Raw genomic sequence first — 26,204 nt, 5'->3', positions numbered from 1 at the left:
TCCTTACGGGGCGGACGAGGGGCGCTGGCGAGCACCCTTCCCTCCGCCCGTGCTAACGGGTTCAGGTTCGACGGGTCGGGCGGTGCCATCCGCCCCTCTCAGCGCAGGCGCGCTCCCCGGGGATGGCGCCACGATAGGCGCGTCGAGGCCGCCGGTCCAGCCGGACGGGCACGCAAACCTGCGCAAAATGCCTCAGGGCCGCGAGTAGCTGTCGATCCGCGTTTCCAGCCTCTCCGGCGCGCGGTCGAACCTCAGCACCACGATCCGCGTTTCGTTCTCGCCGATCCGCTCGATCTCGACATCGTGCTCGCGCGTGCCGTCCGTGACGACGAGGTCGACGTTATGCACCGTGCCGGTACCCGTGTTGGTGATTTCGACCGGCACCAGAACCCCCGCGCCTGCATCGGCGTAGGCCTTTTCGCGCTGGGCCTCGGCGGTGAACACGGTCGGCCTGTTCGGCTGGATCGCCTTGTAGCCAAGCAGTGCGAGCAGCCCGAAAAGGGCCAGTGCGCTGGCGATCCGCACCGCCCAGCCGAGAATCGTCGGCGGCTGCGTTTCCTGCCTGCCGGCGTCGGCGCGCTCTTCGTTCGGAGCGGTTTCGTCGGTCACAGTATCAATCTCCCCGCCGCGCCGCCCAACGCAGTCGCATAGGCCAGCGCGACGGTCTGCGGCAGCCAGACCTCGATCGGATCGAGCGGCGTGCCGTAGCCGAACACCCACAGAAGGACCATGCTGAGCAGGAACGCGACGACATAGGCGACGAGCGCCTCGAGCCAGTCGCTGGTCAGGATCTTGCGGCGGCTGAGGTCCCGCTGTTCGACCTGCGCGACCGAGACCATGAGGTACGAGATGCCCAGCGAAAGCAGCGCGGTCGCCAGCACCAGCCACCACGACTGACTTTCCACGACCAGCTGGGTTTCCATCGTCGGCGCAATGTTGAACGCGAACAGGAACCCGCCGAGAAGCGACCCTATCAGCACTTCCACGTCGAAACCGAAGGGCATCGAACCGCGCTCGGCCGCGTCGCCGGCGCCGAGCTGGTTGACCGCCAGCGCCGCGCCGAGCGACATCGGGACGGTCTCGAGCGCAACCAGCCGAAGCGCGAGATACAGGTCGAGCGAAGGCGAGATGATGCCGGCAACAAGAAGCGTGAGGACCGCGCCGAGCATGCCGATCCCCATCGTCACGATCGCGTCCCACCACTTGGACCGCTGCCACCGGCAATGGCGGTAGCCCGCGAACTCGAGCGCGATGCGGTTCACGACGATCGCGATCAGGAGAAACAGGATCAGCACGGGCAGCGGGATTTCCGCCGAGATGTCCCACATTTCCTGGGTGAACAGCAGCGGGAGGGAGACAAACAGGGCGCCCGCGAGGCCCCGCGCGAGGTCGCGAACCTCGAGGGTCCCTGCGGGAATCGCGCCGTTGCCGTCGTCGACCGGCCTATCCCACGGGGTCACGGCCAGCCACCCGGCCGTGCGCGTCGTCTCGTTCACTGTCGCATTCCCTGCTTGCGCGGAGGGTTATCCCGCGCCGTTCACCGACAAGGATCGATAGCAGATTCCGTTCCCGCTAGGCGGCTCCCACGGCGGTCAGCCGAACGTGAGCCCCTCGAAAGCACCCGACCTGCGCCACGCATCGATGTGCGCGAAATAGGCCATCGCTCCCGCCGGATGCCCGGCGGCGAAGCGGCTCGCGTCGGCGTATCCCTGCCCCTCGTTGTTGTAGTAGCCGGGCGTGCACTCGGTGCTGCCGATCGTGCGCCCCGCGCCGCTGGCGATCAGGTCGACCCACGCCTTCTCGGCCTCGGCGGTCGGCTCCACGGTCGAAGCGCCCCGCTCCTCGGCGGCGCGGACGACCGCGGCGATCGTGTCGGCATGATCGACGATGTTGTGCGGGACGTTGGCGATCAGGTTCGCCGCCTGGGTCGGCTGGACCATGAACAGGTTGGGAAAGTGCCGGATATGGATGCCGTGGAGCGTCCGCATTCCGTCTGCCCAGTAGCCTGACAAGGTGACCCCGCCCTCGCCCGTGACCTCGAACCCGGCGCGCGAGGTGTATTCGCTCCCGACCTCGAAGCCCGAGGCGTAGACGATGCAATCGACCGGGTACTCGACCCCGTTCGCAATAACGCCGTTCTCGCTGATTCGCTCGACCCCCTGGCCGTCGGTATCGATCAGGCGGACGCCCGGCTGGTTGAACGCCTTGAGGTACTCGTCATGAAAGCACGGGCGCTTGCACAGCTGGCGATACCACGCCTTCAGCTTCTGCCCGGCATCCGGGTCGGCGACCACGCGCTCTGCCCGCTGGCGGATCTCCTCCATCTTGGCGTGGTCGGCATCTTCATACGCGGCAAGGATGTTTTCGGGCGTGCGCTGGTCCATCGGCAGGGCGAGGATTTCCCTGCGGATGCGCTTGCCAAGGTCGGTCCAGCCGTCCTGCACCCAGTCATCGTCCGCGAAGCCCCCGGCCAGGTTGCCGCAGAAGTTCTCCAGCCATGCCTTCTGCCAGCCGGGCCGGGCGATCCCTGCAAACCATTCGGGATCGATCGGAGCATTGTTGCGCTCGTCAACCGAAGACGGCGTGCGCTGGAACACGAGCAGTTCCTTCGCCGCGCGCGCGAGGTGGGGCACCGCCTGAACCGCGGTCGCGCCGGTTCCGATGATCGCGACGCGCTTGTCGGATAGCCGGTCCATCGGCGCGCCCTCCGGGCTGCCGCCGGTGTAGGCATAATCCCACCGGCTGGTGTGGAACGCCTTGCCACTGAAGGTCTCGATCCCCGGCAGCCCCGGAAGCTTTGCGACATGCAGCGGACCCGTACCGAGCCCGACGTATTTGGCCGTGAAGCGGTCGCCCCGGTCGGTTTCGATCGTCCAGATCGACTGCGCCGCGTTCCAGGTCACTGCAGTTACCTGCGTATGGAACAGCGCCTCGTCATAAAGGCCGAACTGCCGTCCGATCCGCTCGCAATGCGCGCGGATTTCGGGCGCATGGGCGTATTTCTCGCTCGGCATGTGCCCTGTTTCCTCGAGCAGGGGCATGTAGATCATGCTCGCCGTGTCGCATTGGGCGCCCGGATAGCGATTCCAGTACCAGGTCCCGCCGAAGTCGCCGCCCTTCTCGATGATGCGGTAATCGCCGATCCCCGCCTGCTTGAGCCGCGCCCCCACGACGAGGCCGGCGAACCCCCCGCCCACGAAGGCGAACGTAACGTGGTCGGTCACCGGTTCGCGCGGTGCGACGGGATTGTAGGGGTCCGCCGCAAGATCGGCGAACTCGGTTTCGAGGCGGCGGTATTGTGCCGAGCCATCCGCGCGCAGGCGCTTGTCGCGCTCCTGCGCATACTTGCGGCGCAGGGCGTCGCGGTCGATTGCAGGCAGGGTTACGCTTTCGGACATCATTCGGCTCTCCCGCCTTTGCCAATAGCGGTATGGTGGCGGTTGGCCAAGCGCGACGTGCGTCTCCGGCAGACGGACGGAGCCGGTAACCGGCCTCAGTCCGGCAGGGTGAACCGGCCGGAACGGTACGCCCGAGGGGTCCCCAGCGGGCGCAGCGGCACCCGCAGTTCCGCGCGGGTGCCGCGACCGCGCTCGCTCGACAGGGTGACCGCACCGTCCATCTGACGCGCGGTGTCGGCGATTTCCGCAAGCAGCCACCGCGGATTCTCGCAACGCTTCCGGGGTGCGTGTGGGCTGGCAGGCGCCCCGGCGTCGATTCCGCCCGCGTCGACTCCGGATCCCGTGTCGGTTACCGAGATCGCGAGCGTTCCGGGATCGTCCCACGCCGGTTCGGCGCAGACAGAAATCCATCCCTGGTCGGTAGACCTGACCGCGTTGCCGATGAGATGGAGGAGGACCTGCCGCAATCGGACGGGGTCGCAGGCAGCGAGAGCGGGCAGGTCCGGATCGACGGCACACCGCAACACGAGGTTCTTGTCCTCTGCCGCCGGCCGCATCGCTTCGGCGCAGGCCTCGACATGATCGGCGATCGCGATGGCGGGAAACCGTGCGCAGCCCGCGCTTCCCCCGGAAGGCGATGGCGCGAGGTGCTCGCCAACCGGATGATCGCGCCAGGGGCTCGGGAACGCGAGCGCGTCGCGCAGGTCGCCCCGGTCGCTGACGTCAACGCCGATCACGAGCAGGCGCATCGGACGGTCGTCATCCCCCACGATCGGGGTCGCGCTCGCCCGGACGATCACGCAGCCCCCGTCGCGGGCGCGATAGGCGATCGTGCGGTGCGGTTCGCCCGCCGATGCGTTGGCGCGTGGGCCCGGGACGATCAGTTCGCGGTGGGGTCGACCGACAAGTTCCTCCCCCTCGTAACCAAGGGCCGCGCAGAGCCGCGCGTTGGCGCGCACGATGGTGCCGTCTGGCTCCAGCTCGACGACGAATTGCGACCGGTCGATTGCCGCGAGCCAGCCGGCCGCGACCGCAAGGTCGATCGGGACGGCGCATGGGGTCATCGGGTCGGAACGCGGGGGAGATGTCACCCGTCGTCCATGAGCCCGTCCGGGTTTAGCTGGCCATAACCGCCCCCTCGGGACGAGCCCGTATGGGTCCGTCAGTCGTCGCGGTCGATCACCCGCCCGCGCGCCATCACCCAGTCGACTGCCTCGAGCACCCGGGCGTCCTTCGTCGGATCGCCCGCGACCGCGATGAGGTCCGCCGAGTAGCCCGGCGCGATACGCCCGATCTCGCCCTGCAGGCCAAGCACTTCGGCCGCACCGGTCGTGGCGGCAGCGAGCGCCTCGCGGCTCGACAGTCCCTGGGCCATCATCAGGGCGAATTCGCCTGCGTTGCGGCCATGGTCGAATACCCCGGCATCGGTGCCGAAGGCGATTCGGACCCCGGCGCGGTGTGCCTTGCCGAGGAACGTCCGCGCGACGTCGGCCACAGCCCTGATCTTGTCCTCCACGACCGGCGTGTAGACGCCCTTTCCGAGTCGCTCGGTCACGCCCTGGAACGCCATCAGCGTCGGCACCAGCACCGTACCGTGCTTCTTCATCGCCGCGATCGCCCCGTCGTCGATGTACGTGCCGTGCTCGATTGTATCGATGCCCGCGTTGCTCGCCGCCTCGATCCCGCGTGCGCCGTGGGCATGGGCCATCACCTTGAGGCCCAGCGAATGCGCGGTTCGGGCGATCGAGGTCATCTCGTCGTTCGAGAAGTGGGCTTCCAGCCCGCGCCCCTGCTGGCTCAGCACCCCGCCCGTCGCAGTGATCTTGATCACGTCCGAACCATTGCGGCTGGCCCGGCGAACCTTCTCGGCGCACTCGACCGGGCCCGTGCAGGTAAAGCCGCTCGAGAGCAGGTCGTTGACTTCCGGCAGGAACCCGCTGACGTCGCCATGCCCGCCGACGATCGCCAGCGGCGGTCCGGCGGCGACGATCCGCGGGCCGGGGATCATCCCCTCGGCGGTCCCGCGCCTGAGGGCAAAGGCCGACTGCGCCGAACTGCCTGCCTCGCGCACGGTCGTGAAACCGGCGCGTACCGTCGCCCGCGCGTTCTTGGCGCCCACGACCACGCCCCATTCGGACGGTTCGACCGCCTCTTTCCAGAAATCGCCGCCGGGATCGCCCGTAAGGTGCACGTGCAGATCGACGAGGCCGGGAACCAGCGTGCGGGTCTTGAGGTCGATCGTCTCGGCGCCATCGGGTCCGGTGACAAAACCGTCTTCGATACTGACGATCCTGTCGTCGGTGACGATGACGGTCGACGGTCCTCGTACCGGCTGGTTCGCGTCGGTGACGACTGCCCCTGCATGGATCACCGTCGTCCCGGCGATCGCGTCCTGCCCGCACAGGCCGAGCGCCAGCATCAATGCGCCGCCCAGCCACCCATTCGATCGCAGCATTCCCTGATTTTCCCGATTTCGCTTTCGTTGGCCGCAGCTTAGCGCCCCGCCCGCGAAGGGAAAGGCCTTCAGAAAGTATATCCTATCCCGAGCGCGCCGAACCACTGGCCGGTGCTGCCCCTGATCGATGTGTACGGACTGTCCTTCGCGTCTCCGAGCATGCGCGAATGCCCGCCCACGAGCACCCCGGCGAGGCCGCCATTGGCAAGGTCGCCGTCGAAGTCGAGGCCGAGCAGAATCGTCGCCCCGGCCTTGGTCCACCCGCTTTCGGCGGCAAAGCCCGGCAATCCGCTCGCCGCGCTCTGCGCCGGTGTCACCGAGTAGTAATACCGCATGAAATCGCCGTCGCCGCGCTCGGCCGACAGCGTGAGCGAGGCGGCCACGCCCCGGCTGAGCGGGGTGAAATAGGTGACGCTCGGGGTCAGCGTCATGCCGCCGTGTGCCCCGTTCACATCCCACAGCGCATCGACGCCGAACGAAAGCGAATCGTAGGGATTGAGGACCGCGGGGGCGCTGATACCCGCCTGTCCGCCGATCTCGATCGCCCGCTTGAGCTTGCCGGCAGCCACGACGACCGGGTCCTCGATCTGCCGGCTGCGGTTCAGCCGCATCTTCGCGACCGGACCCAGGGTCAGGCCAAGGCCATCTTGCGGGTCCGGGACCACGTCGAACGCAATGCCCGCCGGGCGCGGCTGGACACCGATGCCGGCCACGCGACCCTGAATCAACGGCGAGGGATAGAGCACGTAGTCGTCCGAGCCGTCGTAACTGGGACCGTATCCCACCCCGAGTCCGATCGAGATCCAGGTATCGTCGTAGACGGTGTTGGCCACCTCCACGTTGTCGGAAGGTCCCGCAGAGACCTGTTCTTCCTGCGAAAGGGCCGGCGCAGCGAGCAGCGTCGCGGCGACGGCAGCGGACAAGACGTATTTCATCGATCGATTCCCCTGTTTCGATAGCGACAACTCGTGCACGGGAGCCCGCGTTCCGCGAAGGGTCCCTGTAATCTGCGCTGCCGGGCGGCGCCGACTCGATCCAACCCGATTGCCCCGGCCGCTGATGCGCCCTAGGGCTGCGCGCAGATGAACGGGCGCATGATCGATGTTGCTATTGCCGGCGGCGGGCTCGCGGGCGGCCTCGTGGCGCTCGCCCTCCACCGCGCGCGGCCCGGGCTGAGGCTCGCGCTGGTCGAAAGCGGCGAGGTGCTGGGCGGCAATCACCGCTGGAGCTGGTTTTCATCCGACCTGCCGCACGAAGGCGCGGACCTCCTCGGCGCGTTCCGCACGAGCGCGTGGAATGGCTACGACGTGCGTTTCCCCGGTTTCGAGCGCAGTCTTTCCACCGGCTACAACTCGCTCGCCTCGACCGATTTCGATGCAGCGCTGCGCAGGCTCCTGCCGCCAGACGCTATCCGTACCGGACGCGCAGTCGCCGCCCTCGACGCTCGCGGCGTAACCCTGGCCGGTGGCAAACGCATCGAGGCGCGGTGCGTCATCGACGCCCGGGGAATCGCGAGCGCCCCGCACCTGGAGGGCGGCTGGCAGGTGTTCCTCGGCCGCCGGCTGCGCACCGCGGCTCCACATGGCCTCTTTCGCCCGATGATCATGGACGCGGCGGTCGACCAGCACGGCTCTTGCCGGTTCGTCTACACCCTGCCGCTGGGCCTGGACGAACTTTTCGTCGAGGACACCTACTACGACGACGCGCCGGCGCTCGATCGCTCGGCGCTGTCCGCGCGGATCGACCGCTATTGCGATGCTCGCGGGTGGAAGGGGACGCCGCTCGATTTCGAGACCGGCGTGCTGCCGGTCATCACCGGGGGCGACTTTGCGGCGTTCCAGGCTGCGCACCGTACCGAGGGAGTTGCGGTCATCGGCGCGCGGGGCGGGTTCGTCCATCCCCTGACCAGCTACACCCTGCCCTTCGCCGTCGAGACCGCGCTCGCGATCGCGGAGGAACACGACCTGTCCGGGCCGCAGCTCGCCGCGGTGGTGGAGGCTCGCGCGCGAAGTCACTGGCGGCGCACCGCATTCTATCGGCGACTCGGACGAATGATGCTCGGCGCCGGCGCACCAGAGGGTCGCCGACAGGCCTTCGCGCTCGTCTACCGCCTGCCGCAGCGGTTGGTCGAACGGTTCTATGCTGCCCGCCTGACGCGGCTGGACCGGGCCCGGGTGCTTTGCAGCAGGCCCCCCGTCCCCGTGCCGGCCGCGATCCGCGCGCTCGGCACCCGGGGTTCCCCGCTGGAGAAGAACGCCGCATGACATACCAGACCAAGACCGCCTGCGTGATCGGTTCGGGATTCGGCGGGCTGGCGCTTGCCATCCGGCTGCAGTCGGCAGGGGTGCAGACCACCGTGGTGGAGGCGCGCGACAAGCCGGGCGGACGCGCCTATTACTGGGAGCGCGACGGATTCACCTTCGATGCCGGCCCCACCGTCATCACCGATCCCGTCTGCCTGAAGGAACTGTGGCAACTGTCGGGCCACGACATGGCCGAAGACGTCGAACTGATGCCCGTCATGCCGTTCTACCGCCTGAACTGGCCCGACGGCACGAACTTCGACTATTCCAACGACGAGGCTTCGCTGCGCGCGGAGATCGAGCGAGTGGCGCCCGGCGACCTTGCCGGATACGATGAATTCCTGCGCTATTCCGCGGGCGTATTCGAGGAAGGCTACGTCAAGCTCGGCAACGTGCCGTTCCTCGATTTCGCCAGCATGATCAAGGCCGCCCCCGCGCTGGCCAAGTACCAGGCCTGGCGTTCGGTCTATTCGATGGTCTCGAGCTACGTGAAGAGCGAGAAGCTGCGAGAGGCGCTCTCGTTCCACACTCTGCTCGTCGGCGGCAACCCGATGACTACGAGCGCGATCTACGCGCTGATCCACAAGCTGGAAAAGGACGGCGGCGTGTGGTGGGCGCGCGGGGGCACCAACCGGCTGGTCGCCGCAATGGTGCGCCATTTCGAGCGGCTCGGCGGCACCGTCAGGCTCGGCGATCCCGTCGTGCGGGTCCACACCATCGGTACCGTCGCCACCGAGGTGGAGACCGCGAGCGGCTGGCGGACACGCTTCCACGCCGTCGCCAGCAACGCCGACATCATGCATTCGTACCGCGACCTGCTGGGCAAGACCAAGCGCGGCGCGGACCAGGCGAAGTCGCTTGCCCGAAAGCGGTTCAGCCCGTCGCTGTTCGTCGTCCACTTCGGGCTCGAGGGTACCTGGCCCGGGATCCCGCATCACGCAATCCTGTTCGGCCCGCGCTACAAGGGCCTGCTCGACGACATCTACAAGCACGGCGTCCTGCCGCAGGATTTCTCGATCTACCTGCATCATCCCACAGTGACCGACCCCTCGATGGCTCCGCCCGGCAGGAGCACGTTCTATGCGCTCGTCCCGGTCGCCCACATGGGCAAGCTGGCGGTCGATTGGGAAACGATCGGACCGATGCTCGAGAAGCGCATCCTCGACGAGGTCGGGCGGCGGCTCATCCCCGACATTCACGAGCGGATCGTGACGAAGTTCCACTACGCGCCGCGAGACTTCTCGCTCGACCTCAATGCCCATATGGGCAGCGCCTTTTCTCTGGAACCGATCCTGACCCAAAGCGCATACTTCCGCGGCCACAACCGCGACGACGTGATCAAGAATTTCTACCTCGTGGGCGCGGGCACGCACCCGGGCGCCGGCATTCCCGGCGTCGTTGGCAGTGCCAGGGCAACCGCGGGGCTCATGCTGGAGGACCTGTCCGAGTGAACCGCCTTGCCGTCTATTGCGGGTCAGCAAGCCCGGCCGACACCAGCTACATCGAATTGGCGCGGGACGTGGGGCGCACCCTTGCCGAACGCGGCATCGGCGTCGTCTACGGTGGAGGACGCCTCGGTCTGATGGGGGCGGTCGCGTCCGGTGCGCTCGAGGCCGGCGGCGAAGTCATCGGAGTGATCCCCGACGCCCTCGCCAATTCGGAAGTTGCCAACCACGACTGCACGGAGCTCTATACGGTCGGGGGAATGCACGAACGTAAACAGCGCTTTACCGATCTTTCCGACGGATTTGTCACCATTCCCGGCGGAGTGGGGACCATGGACGAGTTGTGGGAAGCGGTAAGCTGGGCGCAACTCGGCTATCACACCAATCCGGTTGGCCTGCTGAACGCGTTCGGATTCTTCGACCACCTGATTGCCTTCAACCGCCACATGGCCGAGGTCGGCTTCGTGCGGCCCGCGCACCAGGGGATCATCGTCGCCGACGACCGACTTGACGGTCTGCTCGACAAGATGGCCACTTATCGGCCGCACACGCCGATCTTCGCGATGAAGGCCAGCGACCTGTGAGCATGCCTGCGTGAGGCGGCCCCGTCGCATCGTCCCGCGGATGCTGGCGCCCAGCCGCATCCTGCGTACGACGCCGGCACAGGCGGGCGGCGGACGGGAGCGCTGGGACCTCGTCGACGAGGCCGAGGAATCGATCGCGCGCGGATCGAAGAGCTTCGCGCTTGCCAGCCGCCTGTTCGACCGCGCCACGCGCGAGCGCGTCTGGCTCCTTTACGCCTGGTGCCGCCGCTGCGACGACCTTGCCGATGTCCAGGAACATGGCGGCGCGTTGGGCGACCAGTCGGGCGCGGAAAAACGCATCACCGCCATTCGCCTCCTGACCGAGCGGGCGTTCCAGGGCCTGCCCACCGCCGATCCGGCGTTCGACGCCTTCGGCCTCGTCGCTCGCGAATGCGGCCTGACCCGCGAGATGGCAGACGATGTCATCATGGGGTTCGAGCTCGACGCGGCGGACTGGCGGCCGCGCAGCGAAGCGGACCTGGCACGCTACTGCTATCACGTCGCAGGCGCCGTCGGGGTCATGATGGCGATCGTCATGGGCGTCGATCGCGGCGACAGCTGGATGCTCGACCGCGCGTGCGATCTCGGGATCGCCTTTCAGCTTGCCAACATCGCGCGCGATGTTGCCGAGGACGACAGAGCCGACCGCCGGTACCTTCCGGTCGAGTGGATGGTCGAGGAAGACATCGAGCCCGGGATGGTCATGCATCCGCACCACCGGCAGGAACTTGCAGATATCGTCGCGCGGCTCATCGAGCGGATGGAGCGGCACGAGGCCTGGGCCCGCCTCGGCGCTGCAAGGCTTCCGTTCCGCCGCCGCTGGGCGGTGCTGTCGGCAGCGCGGATATACGGCGCGATCGGACGGCAGGTGCGCGATCTCGGCACCCGCGCGTGGGACAACCGAGTGGTGATCGGCCGGGCGGAGAAGCTGCGGCACGTCGGCGCGGCGTTCTGGGAAGCGCTGCGGAACCGGCCCGAGGACCCGGGCGAGCCGCCACTGTGGGACCGGACGACCATCCTCATCGACATACGCATGAGCCAGCCGATCCCCCCTCCGCCGATGGAGCCGCTCGCCGACGAGTGAGCGGCTTGCAGCCCGGCCGCCCCCGCACTAACCCGCGGCCATGATCTCCAAACTCCTCATCGCCAACCGCGGCGAAATCGCCTGCCGGATCATGCGCACCGCCAGTGCCATGGGCATCGCGACGGTCGCGGTCTATTCCGACGCCGACGCGCGGGCACTTCACGTGCGCGAGGCCGATGAGGCGGTGCACATCGGCCCGTCGCCAGCGACTGAAAGCTACCTCGTCGGGGAGAAGATCATCGCCGCGGCAAAGGAAACCGGGGCCGAAGCGATCCACCCCGGATACGGTTTTCTTTCGGAGAATGCCGACTTCGCGCGCGCCGTGATCGACGCCGGGCTGATCTGGGTGGGGCCAAAGCCCGACAGCATCGAGGCGATGGGCCTCAAGGACGCGGCGAAAAAACTGATGCGCGCCGCAGGCGTCCCCGTCACGCCGGGCTACGAGGGCGAGGACCAGTCTGTCGGGCGGCTCGGGAAGGAAGCCGACGCGATCGGTTACCCGGTCCTCATCAAGGCCGTCGCGGGCGGCGGCGGCAAGGGGATGCGCAAGGTCGATGCGCCGGAGGACTTCGAGGCTGCGCTGCAATCGTGCAGGCGCGAGGCTGCCGCTAGTTTCGGCAACGACGAAGTGCTCCTTGAAAAGTGGATCACCTCGCCCCGCCATATCGAGGTGCAGGTGTTCGGAGACAGTCACGGCAATGTCGTGCACCTGTTCGAGCGCGACTGTTCATTGCAGCGCCGTCACCAGAAGGTGATCGAGGAGGCTCCCGCCCCCGGGATGGACGAGGAGACGCGCGAGGCGATTTGCGCCGCCGCCGTCCGAGCGGCGCGAGCGGTCGACTACGAGGGCGCAGGCACGATCGAGTTCATCGCGGACGCCAGCGAAGGGCTGCGCGCCGACCGCATCTTCTTCATGGAAATGAACACCCGCCTCCAGGTCGAGCATCCCGTGACCGAGGAGATCACCGGGGTCGATCTCGTCGAGTGGCAATTGCGCGTTGCCAGCGGCGAGCCTCTGCCGCTGAAGCAGGAAGACCTGGCGATCGACGGCTGGGCGATGGAGGCGCGGCTCTACGCCGAAGACCCGACGAGCGGTTTCCTGCCCTCGACCGGTCCGCTCGATCTGCTCGACCTGCCCGACCACGTCCTGCGGGTCGAAACCGGGGTCGAACAGGGCGACGCGGTCAGCCCGTTCTACGATCCGATGATCGCCAAGCTGGTTTCGCGCGGAGACACTCGTGACGAGGCGATGCTGACGCTTGCGACCGGGCTCTACGGCCTGCGCGTGTGGCCGGTGAAGACCAACGCGGCGTTCCTGCTCGCCTGCCTCGACGATCCCGCCTTCCGCGGCGGGACCATGACGACCGGCCTCATCGCGGAGCGTGGCGACGGGCTGATCGCGGTGGGCGAGGCTGGCGAAACCGAGTGGAAGATCGGTGCGATGGCGCTCTTTTCGCCCTGCTTCGCCGAGGCAGAGCGGCGCGGCGCCGGTCCCTGGTCCGCCGCGGCAGGGTTTCGGCTCAACGCCGCCGGCGATCCGCACATAACGATCCAGCATCGCGGCGAGGTGCGGCGCATCAACCTCGAGGAGTGCACCGATGTCACCGGCTTTTCCGCCGGGGTCGCGGACGGGGCCCTGGCCTATCGCAAGGGCCATCCGTTTCTTTTCACCCTGCCCCGGTTCGACGGCGGCCATGCCTCCGCGCACGACGGGGACATCCTCGCGCCGATGCCGGGCAAGGTCATCGCGGTCGACGTGGCCGAAGGGGACACGGTTTCCGCCGGACAGCGGCTTATGGTGCTCGAGGCGATGAAGATGGAACATGCGCTCACCGCGCCGTTCGCCGGGACGGTCACCGGGCTGTCGGTCAGCGAAGGCAGCCAGGTCCAGGTCGAGGCGCTGCTGGCGATCGTCGAGCCGGAGGGCGAATAGAGCTTCCCTTCCGGCGCTCCGGCTTGCAATCGTGCAGCCCTGCAAGGGAGGGCGCATGACGTGGGCTAAGGAACTCGAGGAACTGCGCCGGCGCGAGGCACTCGCGGAAGATATGGGCGGTCCCGACAAGGTCGCGCGGCAACACCGCCGCGGCAAGATGGACGCGCGGGCGCGTCTTGCGGCCCTGGTCGACCCGGGTTCCTTCCGCGAGATCGGCAAGCTGGCCGGCAGGGGCACCTACGATGAGAACGGCGAGCTAACCGGAGTCCTTCCCGCGCCATTCCTGTTCGGCCGCGCGACCGTCAATGGCCGTCCGGTTGTCGCCACGGCGGACGATTTCACCATCCGCGGCGGCGCGGCGGACGCCGGGATCGGCCGCAAGATGGTGCAGGCCGAGAAGATGGCGCACGAACTCAGGATGCCGCTCGTGCGGATGATCGACGGCACCGGGGGCGGTGGCTCGGTCAGGACGCTCGAGCAGATCGGCGCGACCTATATCCCTGCAGTGACCCCGTGGGGAGACGTGGTCCGCAACCTCGAGACGGTGCCGGTCGTCGCGCTCGCGCTCGGCCCCACTGCGGGCCTCGGGGCCGCGCGCATCGTGGCAAGCCACTATTCGGTGATGGTGCGCGGACTCAGCCAGATTTTCGCCGCCGGTCCCGCTGTCGTCGATGCGCTCGGCGAGGCGTGGAAGGACGAGGCTTCGCAGGATCACGAAGCGGCGAAGGAAGCGCTGGGCGGCAGCACGATCCACACCCGCAACGGCGTCGTCGACGACGAAGTGGCGAGCGAGGCGGAAGCCTTCGCCCGCGCACGGCATTTCCTGTCGTTCATGCCGGAATATGCCGGGCAGCCCGCGCGCCGCGTCGAGACCGGCGACCCGGCCGGCCGGCGCGAGGAGGCGCTGCTCAGCCTCGTCCCGCGGGGCGAGAAGGAAGTCTACTCGATGCGCCGCGCGCTCGACCTCGTGTTCGATCGCGGTACCGTTTTCGAGATCGGCCGCATGTGGGGCCGAGCGTGCATCACCGCGCTCGCCCGGCTCGACGGGTGGCCGGTGATGGTCCTCGCGAGCGACCCCAGCTTCCTTGGCGGATCGTGGGACGCAAAGACCAGCGAGAAGGTCGAACGCTGGGTGAAGCTGGCCGACCTGTTCCGCCTGCCGATCGTCCACCTCGTCGACAATCCCGGTTTCATGATCGGCCGCGAAGCGGAGGTCGCGGGGACGATCCGCTATGGCGTGCAGGCGATGAACGCGGTCTACAAGGCCAGCGTTCCGCTTGCCTCGGTGGTCATGCGGCGCGCCTACGGGATTGCCGGCAGCGCGATGTCGAACGCCGACCTCTACCAGTACCGCTACTGCTGGCCTTCGGGCGACTGGGGAAGCCTGCCGATCGCGGGCGGGCTCGAGGTCGCGTACAAGTCCGAAATCGACGCGGCGGAAGACCCAGCGGCTGAACTGGAGGCTATTCGCGCGCGGCTGGCGAAGGTCACTTCGCCATTCCGCAGCGCCGAGCGCTTCAACGTCGAGGACATCATCGACCCGCGCGAAACGCGGCCCCTGCTGTGCGATTTCGCCGCGCTCGCCTGGCGGCGGCTCGGTGCCGATGGCTAGTGGATCTCGTGCATGGCGAGATACTTGCGGGCGTCGCGCGGGCGCCGGAACAGCACGCCGCGCTCGCTGAACAGCACCAGCGCGAGGCTGAGCAGGCTGCACGCCAGCAAGGCGAACGCAAGCGGGCGCGCGGTCCCGTCGTAGAGCTGGCCGATCGCGATTCCCAGCAGCGCGCCGAGCGACATCCGTATGAAACTCTGCGCGCTCGACGCGGTGCCCGCCGTGGCCTGGAACGGCTGCATCGCGATCGACCCGAAATTGGCGCCCATGAATCCCAGCAGGCACAGGTTCCCGGCCATCAGCGGCACGAACAGCGCGAGGCTCTGCCCGTGGTACAGCGAAGCCCAGACCTGCGCCGCGGAGATGACGATGAAGGTCAGCAGTGCGCTGTGGCTCACCCGCCGCGCGCCGAACCGTTCGACTATGCGGCTGTTGGCAAAGCTCGACACCGCGAGCGTCGAAGCGGTCGCGCCGAAGATGAAGGGAAAGTCGTCGCCCGCGCCGAAATGCTCTCCGACGAGCTGCTGTGCGCTGTTGATGTAGCCGAACATCGCCCCGAACGTGAGCCCCGAGCCCAGCACGTAACCGATCGCCACGCGCGTGCGGAAGGTCAGCGGCAGGTTGTGCGCGACGCTGCGGAAATCGAGCGGCTGGCGGTCTTCCTCGGCCAGCGTTTCGGGCAGCCGGGCCCAGGTCCACGCCCAGACGATTGCGGCGAGTGCAGCCATGCCGACGAAAACGAACGGCCAGTCGGCGACGTGCAGGATCATCTGCCCGAATGTCGGGGCGAGCACGGGTACGACCATGAAGACGATGAAGATCGTGCTCATCAGCCGCGCCATCGCGTCCCCTTCGAACCGGTCGCGGATGACCGCCGCGGGGATGACGCCGAGGCCTGCCACGCCCACGCCCTGGATTACGCGCAAGGCAAGCAGCACGTCGTAGCTGGGGGCGACCGCGCACAGCAGCGAGATGACGACGTAAAAGGCGAAGGCGACGAACAGCACCCGACGCCGCCCGAAGCGGTCGGCAAAGCTGCCCGGCAGCAGCGAACCGACCCCCGCCGCCAGCAGGTACACCCCCACCACGAGCTGCCGCCGGTTGGGATCGTCGACCCCGAACGTCACGGCGATCTCGTCGAGCGCGGGAAGCATCCCGTCGATCGCGAGCGCGCCAAGGCTCATCACCGCTGCCATCAGCGCGACGAACTCGGCGCGGCCTATCGTTCGCGAAGACCCATCGCTGGCATGGATCGCGGCGGGTGCGGCATCCGGCATCGGGCGCCCATGCCCGCGGCGACCGATGATGGGAAGCGCTTTCCTCGGCCACGTGAAAGCGGGGTTGTCATCCTGGCGCGCCCCGGGCCATGACGGGCGCCGGAGGATTGGAAGGGAGCGGGGGATGGATCGCAGCCATACCAAGGTGATCGTGGCGTCGTCGCTCGGCACCGTGTTCGAGTGGTACGACTTCTACCTCTATGGTCTCCTCGCTACGATCATATCGGTCCAGTTCTTCTCGGGGGTCAACGAGACGACCGGCTTCATCCTTGCGCTGGGCGCGTTCGCCGCCGGGTTCGCCGTCCGACCATTTGGCGCGCTCGTGTTCGGCCGGGTCGGGGACCTCGTCGGACGCAAGTACACATTCCTCGTCACGATGGGCCTGATGGGCGCGGCGACCTTCGCCGTCGGGCTCTTGCCCAACTATGCGAGCATCGGCGTTGCGGCTCCCGTCCTGCTGGTCATGCTGCGGCTCGTGCAGGGCCTTGCCCTCGGGGGCGAATACGGCGGCGCCGCGATCTATGTCGCCGAGCACGCCCCCGAGGGAAGGCGCGGGCTGTTCACCAGCTTCATCCAGACGACCGCGACGCTCGGCCTGTTCGCCGCCTTGCTGGTGGTGATCGGCCTCAGGACGGCCATGGGCGAGGAAGCTTTCGCCGAATGGGGGTGGCGGGTGCCGTTCCTGATCTCGGCGGTGCTGCTCGCGATCTCGCTGTGGATTCGCCTCCAGCTCGCCGAAAGCCCCGTCTACCAGGCGATGAAGGCCGAAGGCGCCACCTCCAAGACGCCGCTGCGCGAAGCCTTCGGGCGGTGGGCCAACCTCAGGTGGGTGCTGGTCGCCCTGCTGGGCGCGGTCGCGGGCCAGGCTGTGGTTTGGTACACGGGCCAGTTCTACGCGCTGTTCTACCTCGAGAAGATCCTGAAAGTGGACGGCGCCAGTGCCAACGTGATGATCGCTCTGGCGCTGGCGATCGGTACGCCGTTCTTCGTTTTCTGGGGATGGCTGTCGGACAAGGTGGGGCGCAAGCCCATCGTGCTTACGGGCTGCGCGCTGGCCGCGCTCCTGTATTTCCCCTTGTTTGGCGCCTTGACGAGCGCTGCGAACCCGGCGCTGGCGGCAGCGCAGGCGAAAGCACCCGTCGTCGTGTTCGCACAGCGGGAGACCTGCACTGTTCAGTTCGATCCGATCGGCAAGGCCAAATTCGATACGACAGGCTGCGATGTGGCCAAATCGGCCCTGGCCAAGGCGGGCGTACCGTACGCGAACGAGGACGGCACGTACGGCGATCGCGCGGTGATCGCGATCGGGGACGATCGTCTGGAAGTCGGTCCGGGCGACACTTCCGACGCGATCATCGCTGCCGTCACCGAAGCAGGCTATCCGGCTGCTGCCGATCCTGCACAGGTGAACACGCCGCTCGTCGTCGCAATCCTCACGGTGCTCGTGCTGCTGGTGACGATGGTCTACGGCCCGATCGCCGCTCTGCTGGTCGAGCTGTTCCCGGCGCGGATCCGGTATTCGGCGATGAGCCTGCCCTATCACATCGGCAATGGTTGGTTCGGCGGCTTCCTTCCCACGATCGCCTTCGCGATGGTCGCCGCGACCGGGAACATCTACGCGGGCCTGTGGTATCCGATCGGCGTTGCGGCGCTGACGCTCGTGGTGGGCCTCCTGTTCCTCCCCGAAACCTTTCGCCGGCGGATCGATCATGTGGAGGAATCGCCCGCCGTGCCCTAGATCGGAGCGATGACCGATACCGTCGACGACGATGACGCCGAGGCACCCCGGGGGCTACGCAAGATCATCCATGTCGACATGGACGCCTTTTTCGCCAGCTGCGAACAGCGCGACAATCCCGAACTGCGCGGAAAGCCCGTCGCGGTGGGCGGATCGGGTGGCCGCGGAGTCGTCGCGGCGGCAAGCTACGAAGCGAGGAAGTTCGGCGTGCGCAGCGCGATGCCGTCGGTCACGGCGAAGAGGTTGTGCCCCGACCTCGTGTTCGTGCGTCACCGCTTCGAGGTCTACAAGGAGGTGTCGGCGCAGATCCGCGCGATCTTTCGCGACTATACCCCGCATGTCGAGCCCCTCAGCCTTGACGAGGCGTACCTCGACGTGACCGACGACCTCAAGGGCATCGGCAGCGCGACGCTCATTGCCCGCGACATCCGCCGCCGCATCCGCGACGAAACGCGGCTGACCGCCAGTGCGGGGGTCAGCTACAACAAGTTTCTCGCCAAGCTTGCCAGCGACCAGAACAAGCCCGACGGTCTGTGCGTGATCCGCCCCGGCGAAGGGGCGGCGTTCGTGCAGTCGCTTCCCGTGCGCCGGTTCCACGGCGTCGGGCCGAAGGGCGCGGAAAGGATGGCCCGCCTGGGGATCGAGACCGGCGCCGATCTCGCCGCGAAGGACCTCGCCTGGCTGCGCGCGCATTTCGGCAGCATGGCCGACTACCTTTTTCGCGCCGCGCGGGGGATCGACCTGAGGCCCGTGCGCGCCAACCGCATCCGCAAGTCGGTCGGCGGCGAGCGCACGTTTTCCGAGGACATCTCCAGCGGCCCGGCCCTGCGCGATACCCTGGAGACAATCATCGACATCGTCTGGGAATCGATCGAACGCACGCAGGCGAAGGGGCGTACCGTAACGCTCAAGATGAAATATACCGATTTCCAGATTACCACGCGCGCAAGGTCGCTGGGCGCGCCGGTGGCCGACAAGCGGACCTTCGCCGCCACCGCACGGGCGCTGCTCGACGAGGCGCTGCCGTTGCCGCTGCCGATCCGGCTTATGGGGCTGACGCTGTCCAATCTCGAGTGGACAGGCGGCACCGAACGTCCGCGCGACACCGCGCAGCTCAGCCTTCTCTAGCGCAGGCTGCTCCGCCAGGCCGCGATCCGCGCACGGGTCAGTTCGGACTGCGGCTCGGGCAGGGAATGCAGCGGAAAGAAGCGTGCCTCGATCACTTCCCGCCGGTCAGGCCGGGGATAATCGCGCGAAACGCCGGCCACGAGCCAGGCCGTGTGCGGAGAGCCCGAGATCGTTTCCTCGAACCGGTCGAGCACCCGCGCAGATTCGAGTTCGCAGCCGAGCTCTTCGCGGATCTCCCGCGCCGCGGCGGCCAGCGGTTCCTCGCGCCTGGCCATCCCGCCGCCCGGCAGCGCCCAGGAACCCGGGCCGTAGCTGTGACGGACGAGAAGAAGGCGCCCCTCGATATCGGTGACGATGACAGAAACACCCGCGAGCGGCAGCTTCGCGAGACGCCGCCAGCGGTGGCGTATGGCGTGCGCAAGCCGCAGCGCGAACCGGTGCAGCGGCGGGGGAATCAGGCGAAGCATGTGACCGGCTGGTCCGCCGCGGCAAGCAGGCGGGCGACGGGCAGGTCGCTGTCTCCCCTTGCCGCGGCCTCGAACACCCGGCGCTTGGCCTCGCCGCGGATGACGAACATCAGCTGCTCGCTGGCCAGCAGCGCGGGCAAGGTCAGGCTGACCCTGTCGAACGGCGCTTCGGGCGGCAGCGGATCGGGCGTCAGCCGGCGGATTCGCGCAGGGTCGTCGACCCGCGGATCCGTGTTGGGAAACAGCGAGGCGACGTGGCCGTCCCCGCCCATGCCCAGCCAGGCGAGCGCGAAAGTCGGCACGGCTTCCATGACGGTAAGCGTGACCACCTCGGCGCCGACGGGCTCCAACAGCGCGCGGATGCGACCTGTATTCGAAGCAGGGTGTTCCTCGGGCACCACGCGATCGTCGCCCGGCCAGACGGTCACGCGCCTCCAGTCGAGCGCCGCAGCGGCAAGCCTCTCGAGAATCGGGAAAGGGGTCGAACCCCCGGGAACGGTGATCGCCAACGGGCCGGGCGTCGCGGCCAGCGCGCGGCCGAGTTCTCCAGCGATCCAGTCCGCGATCGCGCCATCGCTCGCATTCTCGATTACTGTCAGGTTGTTCATGACAATCCGATAGCAAAATGCCCGCCGCGCGATAGCGCGCGGGCGGCGAGAAAGGGCCAGAATTCGTATCCTAGCGCAGGAGCTCGCGAAGAAACCATACGCGGCGTTCGGCCTGATCCTGCCACTCGTCGACGAGCGCGCTGGTGGCATTGTCGCCGGCTTCGTCGGAAACCGCCTTGAGCGTCTTCAGGCTTTCGACGAGCGATGCATTGTCATTGCGAAGCGCCGCGATCATGGCCTCGGCGTCGAGGTCGGTCCCGTCCTCGTCGGCGATCGTGGCCGAGGCCGCGATTGCGCCGATCGAAGTCAGCGTGGGTGCGTCGAGCTTGCGTACGCGCTCGGCCATCGGGTCGGTCACCGCCAAAATGGTGCTTGCCTGTTCGTCGAACAGGAGGTGCAGGTCACGAAAGCGCGGGCCGCGAAGGTGCCAGTGAAAGCTCTTGGTCTTGAGATAGAGCGCGAAATGATCTGCGAGCGCCCTGTTGAGCCCTTCCACGAGCGCCTTTGTCGAGTTGTCGCCGGTTCCGGCCATCGGGTCCTCCTTATGTCGGGATATGCGGACTCAACGACTGGAGCGTTTGATCGGTTTCACCGACAATCTCGTTCGAACTGATCGTGCTATCCGATGATGCCGCGCGTCGTGAGGGCGACGGCGACAGCGGCAACCAGCAACACAGCCGCGAGCGCGAGACGCAGCCGTCGCAGCGGCCAGCGGGCGAGTTCATCTCCGAGGACGATGCCGAGCGCTATCGCGGTCGTGCCGCCGAGCGCCCCGCCCGCTCCCGCCAGCCACGCCGATCCGCCCGCCGCAAACGCGAACACGCAGAACCGCGCCCCGTCGCCGACCTGCCGGGCAAGGAGGACTATGAAGGTCGCGAAAAGCGATCGCGTCGGTTCCCCCGGCAACCGCAGGTCACGCTGCCACGCGAGTTCCACCCCGGCGAGGAACAGGCCGATGGCCACCAGCATGTCTGCCGCCGGGCCTGGCAACACCAGCGCGAGCGCGAGGCCGGCCACCGCCATGAGCAGCGCCGATGCGGTCGCCGCCAGTGCGCCGACCAGCACCAGGTCGGCTCCCTTCCCCAGTCGTTCCCCCAGCCGGGCCACCAGCAGCTGGTCGCGGCCACCCAGCGAAACCGCGAACACGGTTGCAAGCGCCAGGAGAAATGCAGCAGCCATCTGCTTCCGGCTCTATCCGCCTAGATCCAGGGCCCGGTAATCGCGATCGTCTTGGCAGGGCTGTAGGCGTTGACGAACAGCGTCCGTCCGTCGGGCGAGAAGCAGGCCCCTGCCCATTCGGTCTGCGCACGCAGGCGCGCGAGCGGGTATGGCGTGCCCGACGGCGCGATGCCGCGCAGGTAGTTGTCGACCGGATCGGAATATTGGTCCTCGCACACGATCAGGTCGCCCCACGGTGCGATGGTCAGGTTGTCGCCGTAATTGAACTGGTCGGGACTGGTCGATTCGAAGAACAGATGCAGCCGTCCCTCGCCCGACACGTCGAGCCGGAATACCTGACCAAGCTTCGCGGTGCCGCCGCTGGTGCAGCAGAAATAGAGCTCGCCCTCGCCCATGTGGATGCCCTCGCCCCGGGCGAACAACGCCGCGCCCTTCGCAGCGCCGCGCTTGCGCAGGTCGTCCTGCGGCGCTTCCACATCGTCGAGGTCCACCCATCTGACCGGGTGACTGGAAAACGGGGCGAACGCGATCCCGCCCCAGTTGCGCGTGTCGCGGACACCGTCCGACAGCACGAGAGCCTGCAACCTGCCGCCTTCGGCCAGGCGGCCCCGCACCTTGGGAATGAAGCGGTAGAGCAGGCTGTCGTCGCGGTCTTCGGTCATGTAGACGATGCCGGTGCGCGGATCGACGCAGGCCGCCTCGTGATTGAAGCGGCCCATCGCGGTCAGCGCCACCGGCTCGACCAGGCCAGGCGCGTTGGCGGGCACTTCGAACACCCAGCCGTGGTCCTTGTTGATCCGGCCGTCCGCCTTGGCGACCGATTCCTCGCAGGTCAGCCAGCTGCCCCACGGCGTCGTCCCGCCCGCGCAATTGCGGATCGTCCCGGCGAGCGAGCGATACTGCTTTTCCACCGCCAGCGTCTCGGCATCGAGCACCAGCGTCGTCGTTCCTCCCGGCAGGGGAACCAGGCTCTTCGCCATGGTATCGTAGGACCGCCCCGTGACGCCGCCTCCGTCGTGGACGCCGGGGATGCATTCGTGGTTGCGCACAAGAGCGATCTTGCCTCCGGGCAGGTCGAAGCAGCCCATCCCGTCGGCGGCGTCGGGGACCGTAAATCCGTCGCTCATCGTTTCGCCGAGCTGCGAGATCACGCGGTAGGAGAACCCCTGCGGCAGGTCGATGAAGCCCGCCGGATCGGGCACCAGCCCACCGTAGCCGATCCGCCCCCCGCGCGAATTCATCGTGGAACACCCGCTCGCGGCGAGCGCCGCGAACGCGCTGGCAGTCGCGCCCAGAAAGCGGCGGCGGTGCATCGGCATGGTCATGATCAGCTTTCCCTATTGGCGTTTCGCCGGTCGCCCTGCGATAGCGCGAAGAAACGGCGATGACAGCCCATTCTTGAGGGAGGACAAAGCATGAAACTCGAACCCGGCCTCGCCGCAGTGGTAACCGGCGGCGCATCGGGCCTCGGCAGGGCGAGCGCGGCGGCGCTGGCGGATGCGGGCTTCAAGGTCGCGATCTTCGACGTCGATGCCGAGGCGGGCGAGGCCCACGCGAACGACATCGGCGGCGTGTTCTGCCGCGTCGACATCACCGACGAGGCCTCGGCCGTCGCGGGATTCGAGGCGGCGCGGGCGGCCCACGGTCAGGAGCGCGTGACGGTCCACTGCGCGATGACCAGTCGCCGCGGAAAGACGATCGGCTGGGACAAGGAAAGCGGCGGCTACAAGCGGCTTTCGACCGAGGATTACGCCTTCGGGGCCGAGGGTGTTCTCGTCTCGAGCTACCGCGTGGCGTCGCTGTCGGCGCTGGGAATGGCCAACGCCGAACCGCTCAACGACGACGGCGAGCGCGGCTGCGTGATCCTTACGGCAAGCGTCGCGGCACAGGACGGGCAGATCGGCCAGGTCGTCTACGGCAGCTGCAAGGCGGGCGTGAACGGCCTTGTCCTGCCGATGGCGCGCGACCTTATGGATCTCGGCATCCGCGTGAATTCGATCATGCCGGGGATTTTCGCGACCCCGCTGATGCTGGGGATGAAGGATCGCAATCCGGCAATGTGGGCCCAGCTCAACGCCAGCGTGCCCTTCCCCAAGCGACTCGGCGAGCCTGAGGAGTTCGCCTCGCTGGTGCTCGAGATTGCCCGCAACGGCTACCTCAACGCACACCAGTTCCGCCTCGACGGCGGTATCCGCATGCCGCCCCGCTAACGTGAGGACGATCGGGGCGATCGAGGCCGGGGGCACGAAGTTCGTCCTCGCGCTGGCCGGCGCGGACGGGTCCATCCTGGAACGAGAGCGTATCGAAACTGGCCGTCCGGCGATCACCCTGGCCAGGGTTGCCGACTGGTTCGGCGCTGCCGCCAAACGGCACGGACCGCTTGGCGCGTTCGGCATCGGCAGTTTCGGTCCGCTCGACCTCGACCGCACGTCACCCGACTGGGGCCGGTTCACCACCACTCCGAAGCCCGGATGGAGCGGGGCGAGCTGGCCCGAGACGCTCGGCCGGTTCGGCGTTCCGATCGCGCTCGACACGGACGTCAATGCCGCCGCGCTCGGCGAATGGCTCGCGGGCGCGGGCCGCGGGTCACGGACGCTCGCCTATACCACCGTGGGCACCGGGATCGGCACCGGCCTGCTCGGGAATGGCGTCGCGCTTGCCGGCGAATCGCATTTCGAGGCTGGCCACATACCCGTGAAACGCGCCCGCGGTGACGATTGGCCTGGCCTGTGCCCCTATCACGGCGACTGCCTCGAAGGGCTTGCCAGCGGCCCGGCGATCCTCGAGCGCTGGGGCCACGACCTCGGGCAGGCCAGCGTGGCGGAGATCGCAAGAGTCGCGCGCTACCTCGCCCAGCTCGCCGCGTCGCTCGTTCTGTTGCACCGACCCGACCGGATGATCTTCGGGGGCGGGGTCATGAAGGGCGCCGGACTTATCGAGGCGCTGCGGGAAGCCCCCCGCGAGGTGCTGGGCGGATATATCGCTGGCTGGAACGGAACTCTCGACGACCGGATCGTCAGCCCCGCGCTCGGCGACGATGCGGGAATCGTCGGTGCGATCGAGCTGGCGCGGCGGGCGCGCTAGGCCAGCCTGGTCAAACCCTCTTTGATCGCCGCGATCATCTCCAGCGGCTTGTCGACCATGATGTGATGCCCTGCGCCGGAAATCTCTGTCACGAAGCGGCAATCGGCGATCAGCTCGCGGAGCGTTTCGAGCCGCCCGTCGGGGAACAGCTGCGAATCGGCGCCATAGATCACTCCCATCGGCACCACCGGACGCGCCGCGAGGCTGCCGCGATTAAAGTTCTGCCAGAACTGGGGATCGAACCGCCATGTCCAGCCGCCCCGGTCGTCGTCGCTCTCCGGCACCTCGTGCAGGCCGCCGCGGGCCATGAAGTCGACGATCTCGAGATGCGCTGCATCCTGTTCGGGCATCAGCCGGAAGCGGCGCAGCGCGGCCGCGAGCGTGGGATAGCGGTTGTGCGCCGCACGTCCCTGCGCGAGTCGGGGCGGCGGCCCGCCCCCCTCGCGCGGGGGAGCCGAATCGACGAGGATCGCCCCGGCAATCGCTTCCGGGTGCTGTGCGCCGATGTAGAGAGTAGGGAAGCCGCCGAACGAATGCGCGACGATGACCGGCCGCGCGCCGGAAGCGGCGAGCTGCGCTACTTCGATTGCGCGCATGGCCTCCTGCGCGAAGGTGGGTATCGTGTACCGCTCGCGCCACTGCGACCCGCCCATGCCCGACCAGGAAATTGCCGCGCAGCGATAGTCGGCAGCGAAGTGCGGCGCGATGAAGCTCCACCAGTCGGCATGCGCGGCGTTGCCGTGCAGGAACAGAAGGCCCGGCTTGCCGACCTGGCCCCAGGTGAGCAGCTCGATCGCCGCACCCTCGACCTCGAAGTGCGAGCGCTCGGGTTCATGCTCCAGCGCCTCGGTGAACCACGCCGCCGCGGGCGGCCTCTCGCCCCCGAACCGCCCGAGCAAAGTCCCGTCGTGTCCGGCAGCCTGCGTCGCGATATCGTCCAAACCAGCCCCCATCGGGTTGCAAACAGCCACCATTGCCGCGGCGACGGCGCTTGCCAAGGTAAAAGGCTGGAGCGGGTAGCGGGAATCGAACCCGCGCGTTCAGCTTGGGAAGCTGACAGGCTACCATTACATCATACCCGCCGGGGTCCGCGCGAAGCGGACCGGGCGGCGCGCATTAGCGCGTCGGGGCGCGGGCGGTCAATCGGCATCGCCGCCGGGTCGCTCAAGGAAAAAACCGACAGCTATACAGATGGCTATCCCGGCGCCGGGTCGTTCCCCGTATTGGAAACCCCGCGACCCGAAGGGCAACCTTCTGACTGGGCGGCTTTCCAATTCCGGCAAGCCGCCCGTTTTTTCGGGTCCGACCGGGGACCTCCGCCCCCACCCGTTCGTTCCCAGCTCAACGAACCTCAGACATCCGGAGACGACGCGTGCGCCCGCTTTTCCTGCTCGCCGCATTAACCCTGCCTCTCGCCGCCTGCGACCGGCAGTCGCCCGAAACCGCCGATACGGGAACGGCCATTCCGGTCGAGCCCGACGGCGGGATCGGCGGCGGCGCGCCTCCGCCGTCCGCGGCGCCTTCTCCTTCGGCTACGCCCTCGCCAGACGGGCCTCCGGACACTCCTGAACGGGGGATACCCACCGCCTTGCAGGGCCGCTGGGGCCTCGTGCCCGCCGATTGCACAAGCACCCGCGGCGATGCGAAGGGATTGCTTCGGGTATCTGCCACCGCACTCACGTTCTACGAATCGGTTGCGCGGCTCGGCGCGGTCGAGGACCGCAGCGACAACTCGATCACGGCTGCCTTCGCGTTCAGCGGAGAAGGTATGACGTGGACCCGGAAACAGCAGCTGACCGCCCGCGGTGACACCCTCACGCGTGTCGAGCGTGCGGATGGTCAGTCGCCGGCGACCTACACCTACACCAAATGCGCGACTTGAACCGTGAGATGCATCGGCTAACGCCGT

The 26,204-nt window shown here is 67.9% G+C and carries 24 protein-coding genes, 1 tRNA gene and 1 riboswitch; of the genes, 11 read left to right on the top strand and 14 right to left on the bottom strand.

The genetic code is table 11. The features are described 5' to 3' along the window. Nucleotides 1-21: 21 nt before the first annotated feature. Nucleotides 22-129: riboswitch (TPP riboswitch) on the bottom strand. Between the two features lie 63 nt (nt 130-192). The 6 genes from ACPV3N_RS11940 to ACPV3N_RS11915 form a co-directional block, all read right to left on the bottom strand. Beyond that, a complete protein-coding gene (locus ACPV3N_RS11940; RefSeq protein WP_440118058.1) occupies nt 193-609 on the bottom strand; it encodes a hypothetical protein in 417 nt (138 codons plus the stop codon). After that, nucleotides 606-1,496 carry a DUF2391 family protein gene (locus tag ACPV3N_RS11935; protein WP_440118056.1) on the bottom strand — a complete coding sequence of 297 codons (891 nt, stop codon included), beginning with the start codon at nt 1,494-1,496 and terminating at the stop codon, nt 606-608. The genes ACPV3N_RS11940 and ACPV3N_RS11935 overlap by 4 nt, the downstream gene beginning before the upstream one ends. 96 nt (nt 1,497-1,592) lie before the next feature. Continuing rightward, entirely contained in the window at nt 1,593-3,401 is a 1,809-nt protein-coding gene (locus ACPV3N_RS11930) for a flavin-containing monooxygenase (protein WP_440118054.1), read from the bottom strand. 92 nt (nt 3,402-3,493) lie between these two features. Then, the gene (locus tag ACPV3N_RS11925; RefSeq protein ID WP_440118052.1) at nt 3,494-4,462 is read right to left on the bottom strand and encodes a PAS domain-containing sensor histidine kinase; all 969 of its coding nucleotides are present in this window, start codon (nt 4,460-4,462) and stop codon (nt 3,494-3,496) included. A gap of 98 nt (nt 4,463-4,560) precedes the next feature. Further along, nucleotides 4,561-5,853, bottom strand: coding sequence for a metal-dependent hydrolase family protein (locus ACPV3N_RS11920; RefSeq protein WP_440118050.1), 1,293 nt, complete (start codon nt 5,851-5,853; stop codon nt 4,561-4,563). Nucleotides 5,854-5,921: 68 nt separating this feature from the next. Further along, entirely contained in the window at nt 5,922-6,788 is an 867-nt protein-coding gene (locus ACPV3N_RS11915) for a MipA/OmpV family protein (RefSeq protein ID WP_440118048.1), read from the bottom strand. 159 nt (nt 6,789-6,947) lie between these two features. Here ACPV3N_RS11915 and crtY point away from each other — a divergent pair, with 159 nt between their 5' ends. From crtY to ACPV3N_RS11885, 6 genes are read left to right on the top strand one after another with little or no spacing between them, the layout of a single operon-like run. After that, a complete protein-coding gene (crtY, locus tag ACPV3N_RS11910; protein WP_440118046.1) occupies nt 6,948-8,117 on the top strand; it encodes a lycopene beta-cyclase CrtY in 1,170 nt (389 codons plus the stop codon). Next, complete coding sequence (locus ACPV3N_RS11905; RefSeq protein WP_440118044.1) at nt 8,114-9,607, top strand: phytoene desaturase; 1,494 nt, start codon at nt 8,114-8,116, stop codon at nt 9,605-9,607. Before crtY ends, ACPV3N_RS11905 begins: the two co-directional genes overlap by 4 nt. Then, entirely contained in the window at nt 9,604-10,185 is a 582-nt protein-coding gene (locus ACPV3N_RS11900) for an LOG family protein (protein ID WP_440118043.1), read from the top strand. The genes ACPV3N_RS11905 and ACPV3N_RS11900 overlap by 4 nt, the downstream gene beginning before the upstream one ends. 40 nt (nt 10,186-10,225) lie before the next feature. Then, nucleotides 10,226-11,269 carry a phytoene/squalene synthase family protein gene (locus ACPV3N_RS11895; RefSeq protein WP_440118413.1) on the top strand — a complete coding sequence of 348 codons (1,044 nt, stop codon included), beginning with the start codon at nt 10,226-10,228 and terminating at the stop codon, nt 11,267-11,269. 40 nt (nt 11,270-11,309) lie between these two features. After that, the gene (locus tag ACPV3N_RS11890) at nt 11,310-13,202 is read left to right on the top strand and encodes an acetyl/propionyl/methylcrotonyl-CoA carboxylase subunit alpha (protein WP_440118041.1); all 1,893 of its coding nucleotides are present in this window, start codon (nt 11,310-11,312) and stop codon (nt 13,200-13,202) included. A gap of 55 nt (nt 13,203-13,257) precedes the next feature. Continuing rightward, complete coding sequence (locus tag ACPV3N_RS11885) at nt 13,258-14,814, top strand: acyl-CoA carboxylase subunit beta (protein ID WP_440118039.1); 1,557 nt, start codon at nt 13,258-13,260, stop codon at nt 14,812-14,814. On the opposite strand, the gene ACPV3N_RS11880 is transcribed toward ACPV3N_RS11885, so the two are convergent. Next, nucleotides 14,811-16,091, bottom strand: coding sequence for a multidrug effflux MFS transporter (locus ACPV3N_RS11880; protein ID WP_440118037.1), 1,281 nt, complete (start codon nt 16,089-16,091; stop codon nt 14,811-14,813). The genes ACPV3N_RS11885 and ACPV3N_RS11880 overlap by 4 nt on opposite strands. Nucleotides 16,092-16,215: 124 nt before the next feature. Here ACPV3N_RS11880 and ACPV3N_RS11875 point away from each other — a divergent pair, with 124 nt between their 5' ends. Both ACPV3N_RS11875 and dinB read left to right on the top strand, forming a co-directional pair. Beyond that, nucleotides 16,216-17,829 carry an MFS transporter gene (locus ACPV3N_RS11875; RefSeq protein ID WP_440118035.1) on the top strand — a complete coding sequence of 538 codons (1,614 nt, stop codon included), beginning with the start codon at nt 16,216-16,218 and terminating at the stop codon, nt 17,827-17,829. 9 nt (nt 17,830-17,838) lie between these two features. After that, entirely contained in the window at nt 17,839-18,957 is a 1,119-nt protein-coding gene (dinB, locus tag ACPV3N_RS11870; RefSeq protein ID WP_440118033.1) for a DNA polymerase IV, read from the top strand. On the opposite strand, the gene ACPV3N_RS11865 is transcribed toward dinB, so the two are convergent. The 5 genes from ACPV3N_RS11865 to ACPV3N_RS11845 form a co-directional block, all read right to left on the bottom strand. Continuing rightward, on the bottom strand, nt 18,954-19,424 hold the full coding sequence (locus ACPV3N_RS11865) for an NUDIX domain-containing protein (protein ID WP_440118031.1): 471 nt from the start codon (nt 19,422-19,424) through the stop codon (nt 18,954-18,956). The genes dinB and ACPV3N_RS11865 overlap by 4 nt on opposite strands. Further along, the gene (locus tag ACPV3N_RS11860; protein ID WP_440118029.1) at nt 19,412-20,032 is read right to left on the bottom strand and encodes a 6-phosphogluconolactonase; all 621 of its coding nucleotides are present in this window, start codon (nt 20,030-20,032) and stop codon (nt 19,412-19,414) included. Before ACPV3N_RS11860 ends, ACPV3N_RS11865 begins: the two co-directional genes overlap by 13 nt. Before the next feature lie 70 nt (nt 20,033-20,102). Next, nucleotides 20,103-20,564, bottom strand: a complete 462-nt coding sequence (locus ACPV3N_RS11855; protein ID WP_440118027.1) for a Dps family protein — start codon at nt 20,562-20,564, stop codon at nt 20,103-20,105. A gap of 86 nt (nt 20,565-20,650) precedes the next feature. Further along, a complete protein-coding gene (locus ACPV3N_RS11850) occupies nt 20,651-21,211 on the bottom strand; it encodes a TMEM165/GDT1 family protein (RefSeq protein WP_440118025.1) in 561 nt (186 codons plus the stop codon). A 20-nt stretch (nt 21,212-21,231) separates the two neighbouring features. After that, nucleotides 21,232-22,536: an alkaline phosphatase PhoX gene (locus tag ACPV3N_RS11845; protein WP_440118023.1), complete on the bottom strand. Its 1,305-nt coding sequence runs from the start codon at nt 22,534-22,536 to the stop codon at nt 21,232-21,234. Between the two features lie 90 nt (nt 22,537-22,626). On the opposite strand from ACPV3N_RS11845, the gene ACPV3N_RS11840 reads away from it, so the two are divergent. Both ACPV3N_RS11840 and ACPV3N_RS11835 read left to right on the top strand, forming a co-directional pair. Further along, nucleotides 22,627-23,421 (top strand): SDR family oxidoreductase, encoded by a 795-nt coding sequence (locus ACPV3N_RS11840; RefSeq protein WP_440118021.1) that lies wholly within the window; start codon nt 22,627-22,629, stop codon nt 23,419-23,421. Between the two features lies 1 nt (nt 23,422). Further along, complete coding sequence (locus ACPV3N_RS11835; RefSeq protein WP_440118020.1) at nt 23,423-24,295, top strand: ROK family protein; 873 nt, start codon at nt 23,423-23,425, stop codon at nt 24,293-24,295. Here the strand turns inward: ACPV3N_RS11835 and ACPV3N_RS11830 are convergent. Both ACPV3N_RS11830 and ACPV3N_RS11825 read right to left on the bottom strand, forming a co-directional pair. Continuing rightward, the gene (locus ACPV3N_RS11830) at nt 24,292-25,248 is read right to left on the bottom strand and encodes an alpha/beta fold hydrolase (protein ID WP_440118018.1); all 957 of its coding nucleotides are present in this window, start codon (nt 25,246-25,248) and stop codon (nt 24,292-24,294) included. The genes ACPV3N_RS11835 and ACPV3N_RS11830 overlap by 4 nt on opposite strands. Before the next feature lie 55 nt (nt 25,249-25,303). Continuing rightward, nucleotides 25,304-25,377, bottom strand: a tRNA-Gly gene (locus ACPV3N_RS11825). 290 nt (nt 25,378-25,667) lie between these two features. On the opposite strand from ACPV3N_RS11825, the gene ACPV3N_RS11820 reads away from it, so the two are divergent. Then, complete coding sequence (locus tag ACPV3N_RS11820; protein WP_440118016.1) at nt 25,668-26,177, top strand: hypothetical protein; 510 nt, start codon at nt 25,668-25,670, stop codon at nt 26,175-26,177. The last annotated feature ends 27 nt before the right edge of the window (nt 26,178-26,204 follow it).

Source organism: Tsuneonella sediminis, assembly GCF_051912845.1.
Lineage (GTDB): Bacteria > Pseudomonadota > Alphaproteobacteria > Sphingomonadales > Sphingomonadaceae > Tsuneonella > Tsuneonella sediminis.
The sequence above is the reverse complement of the archived record's forward strand: the minus strand, read 5'-3'. Positions and strand labels throughout refer to the sequence as shown.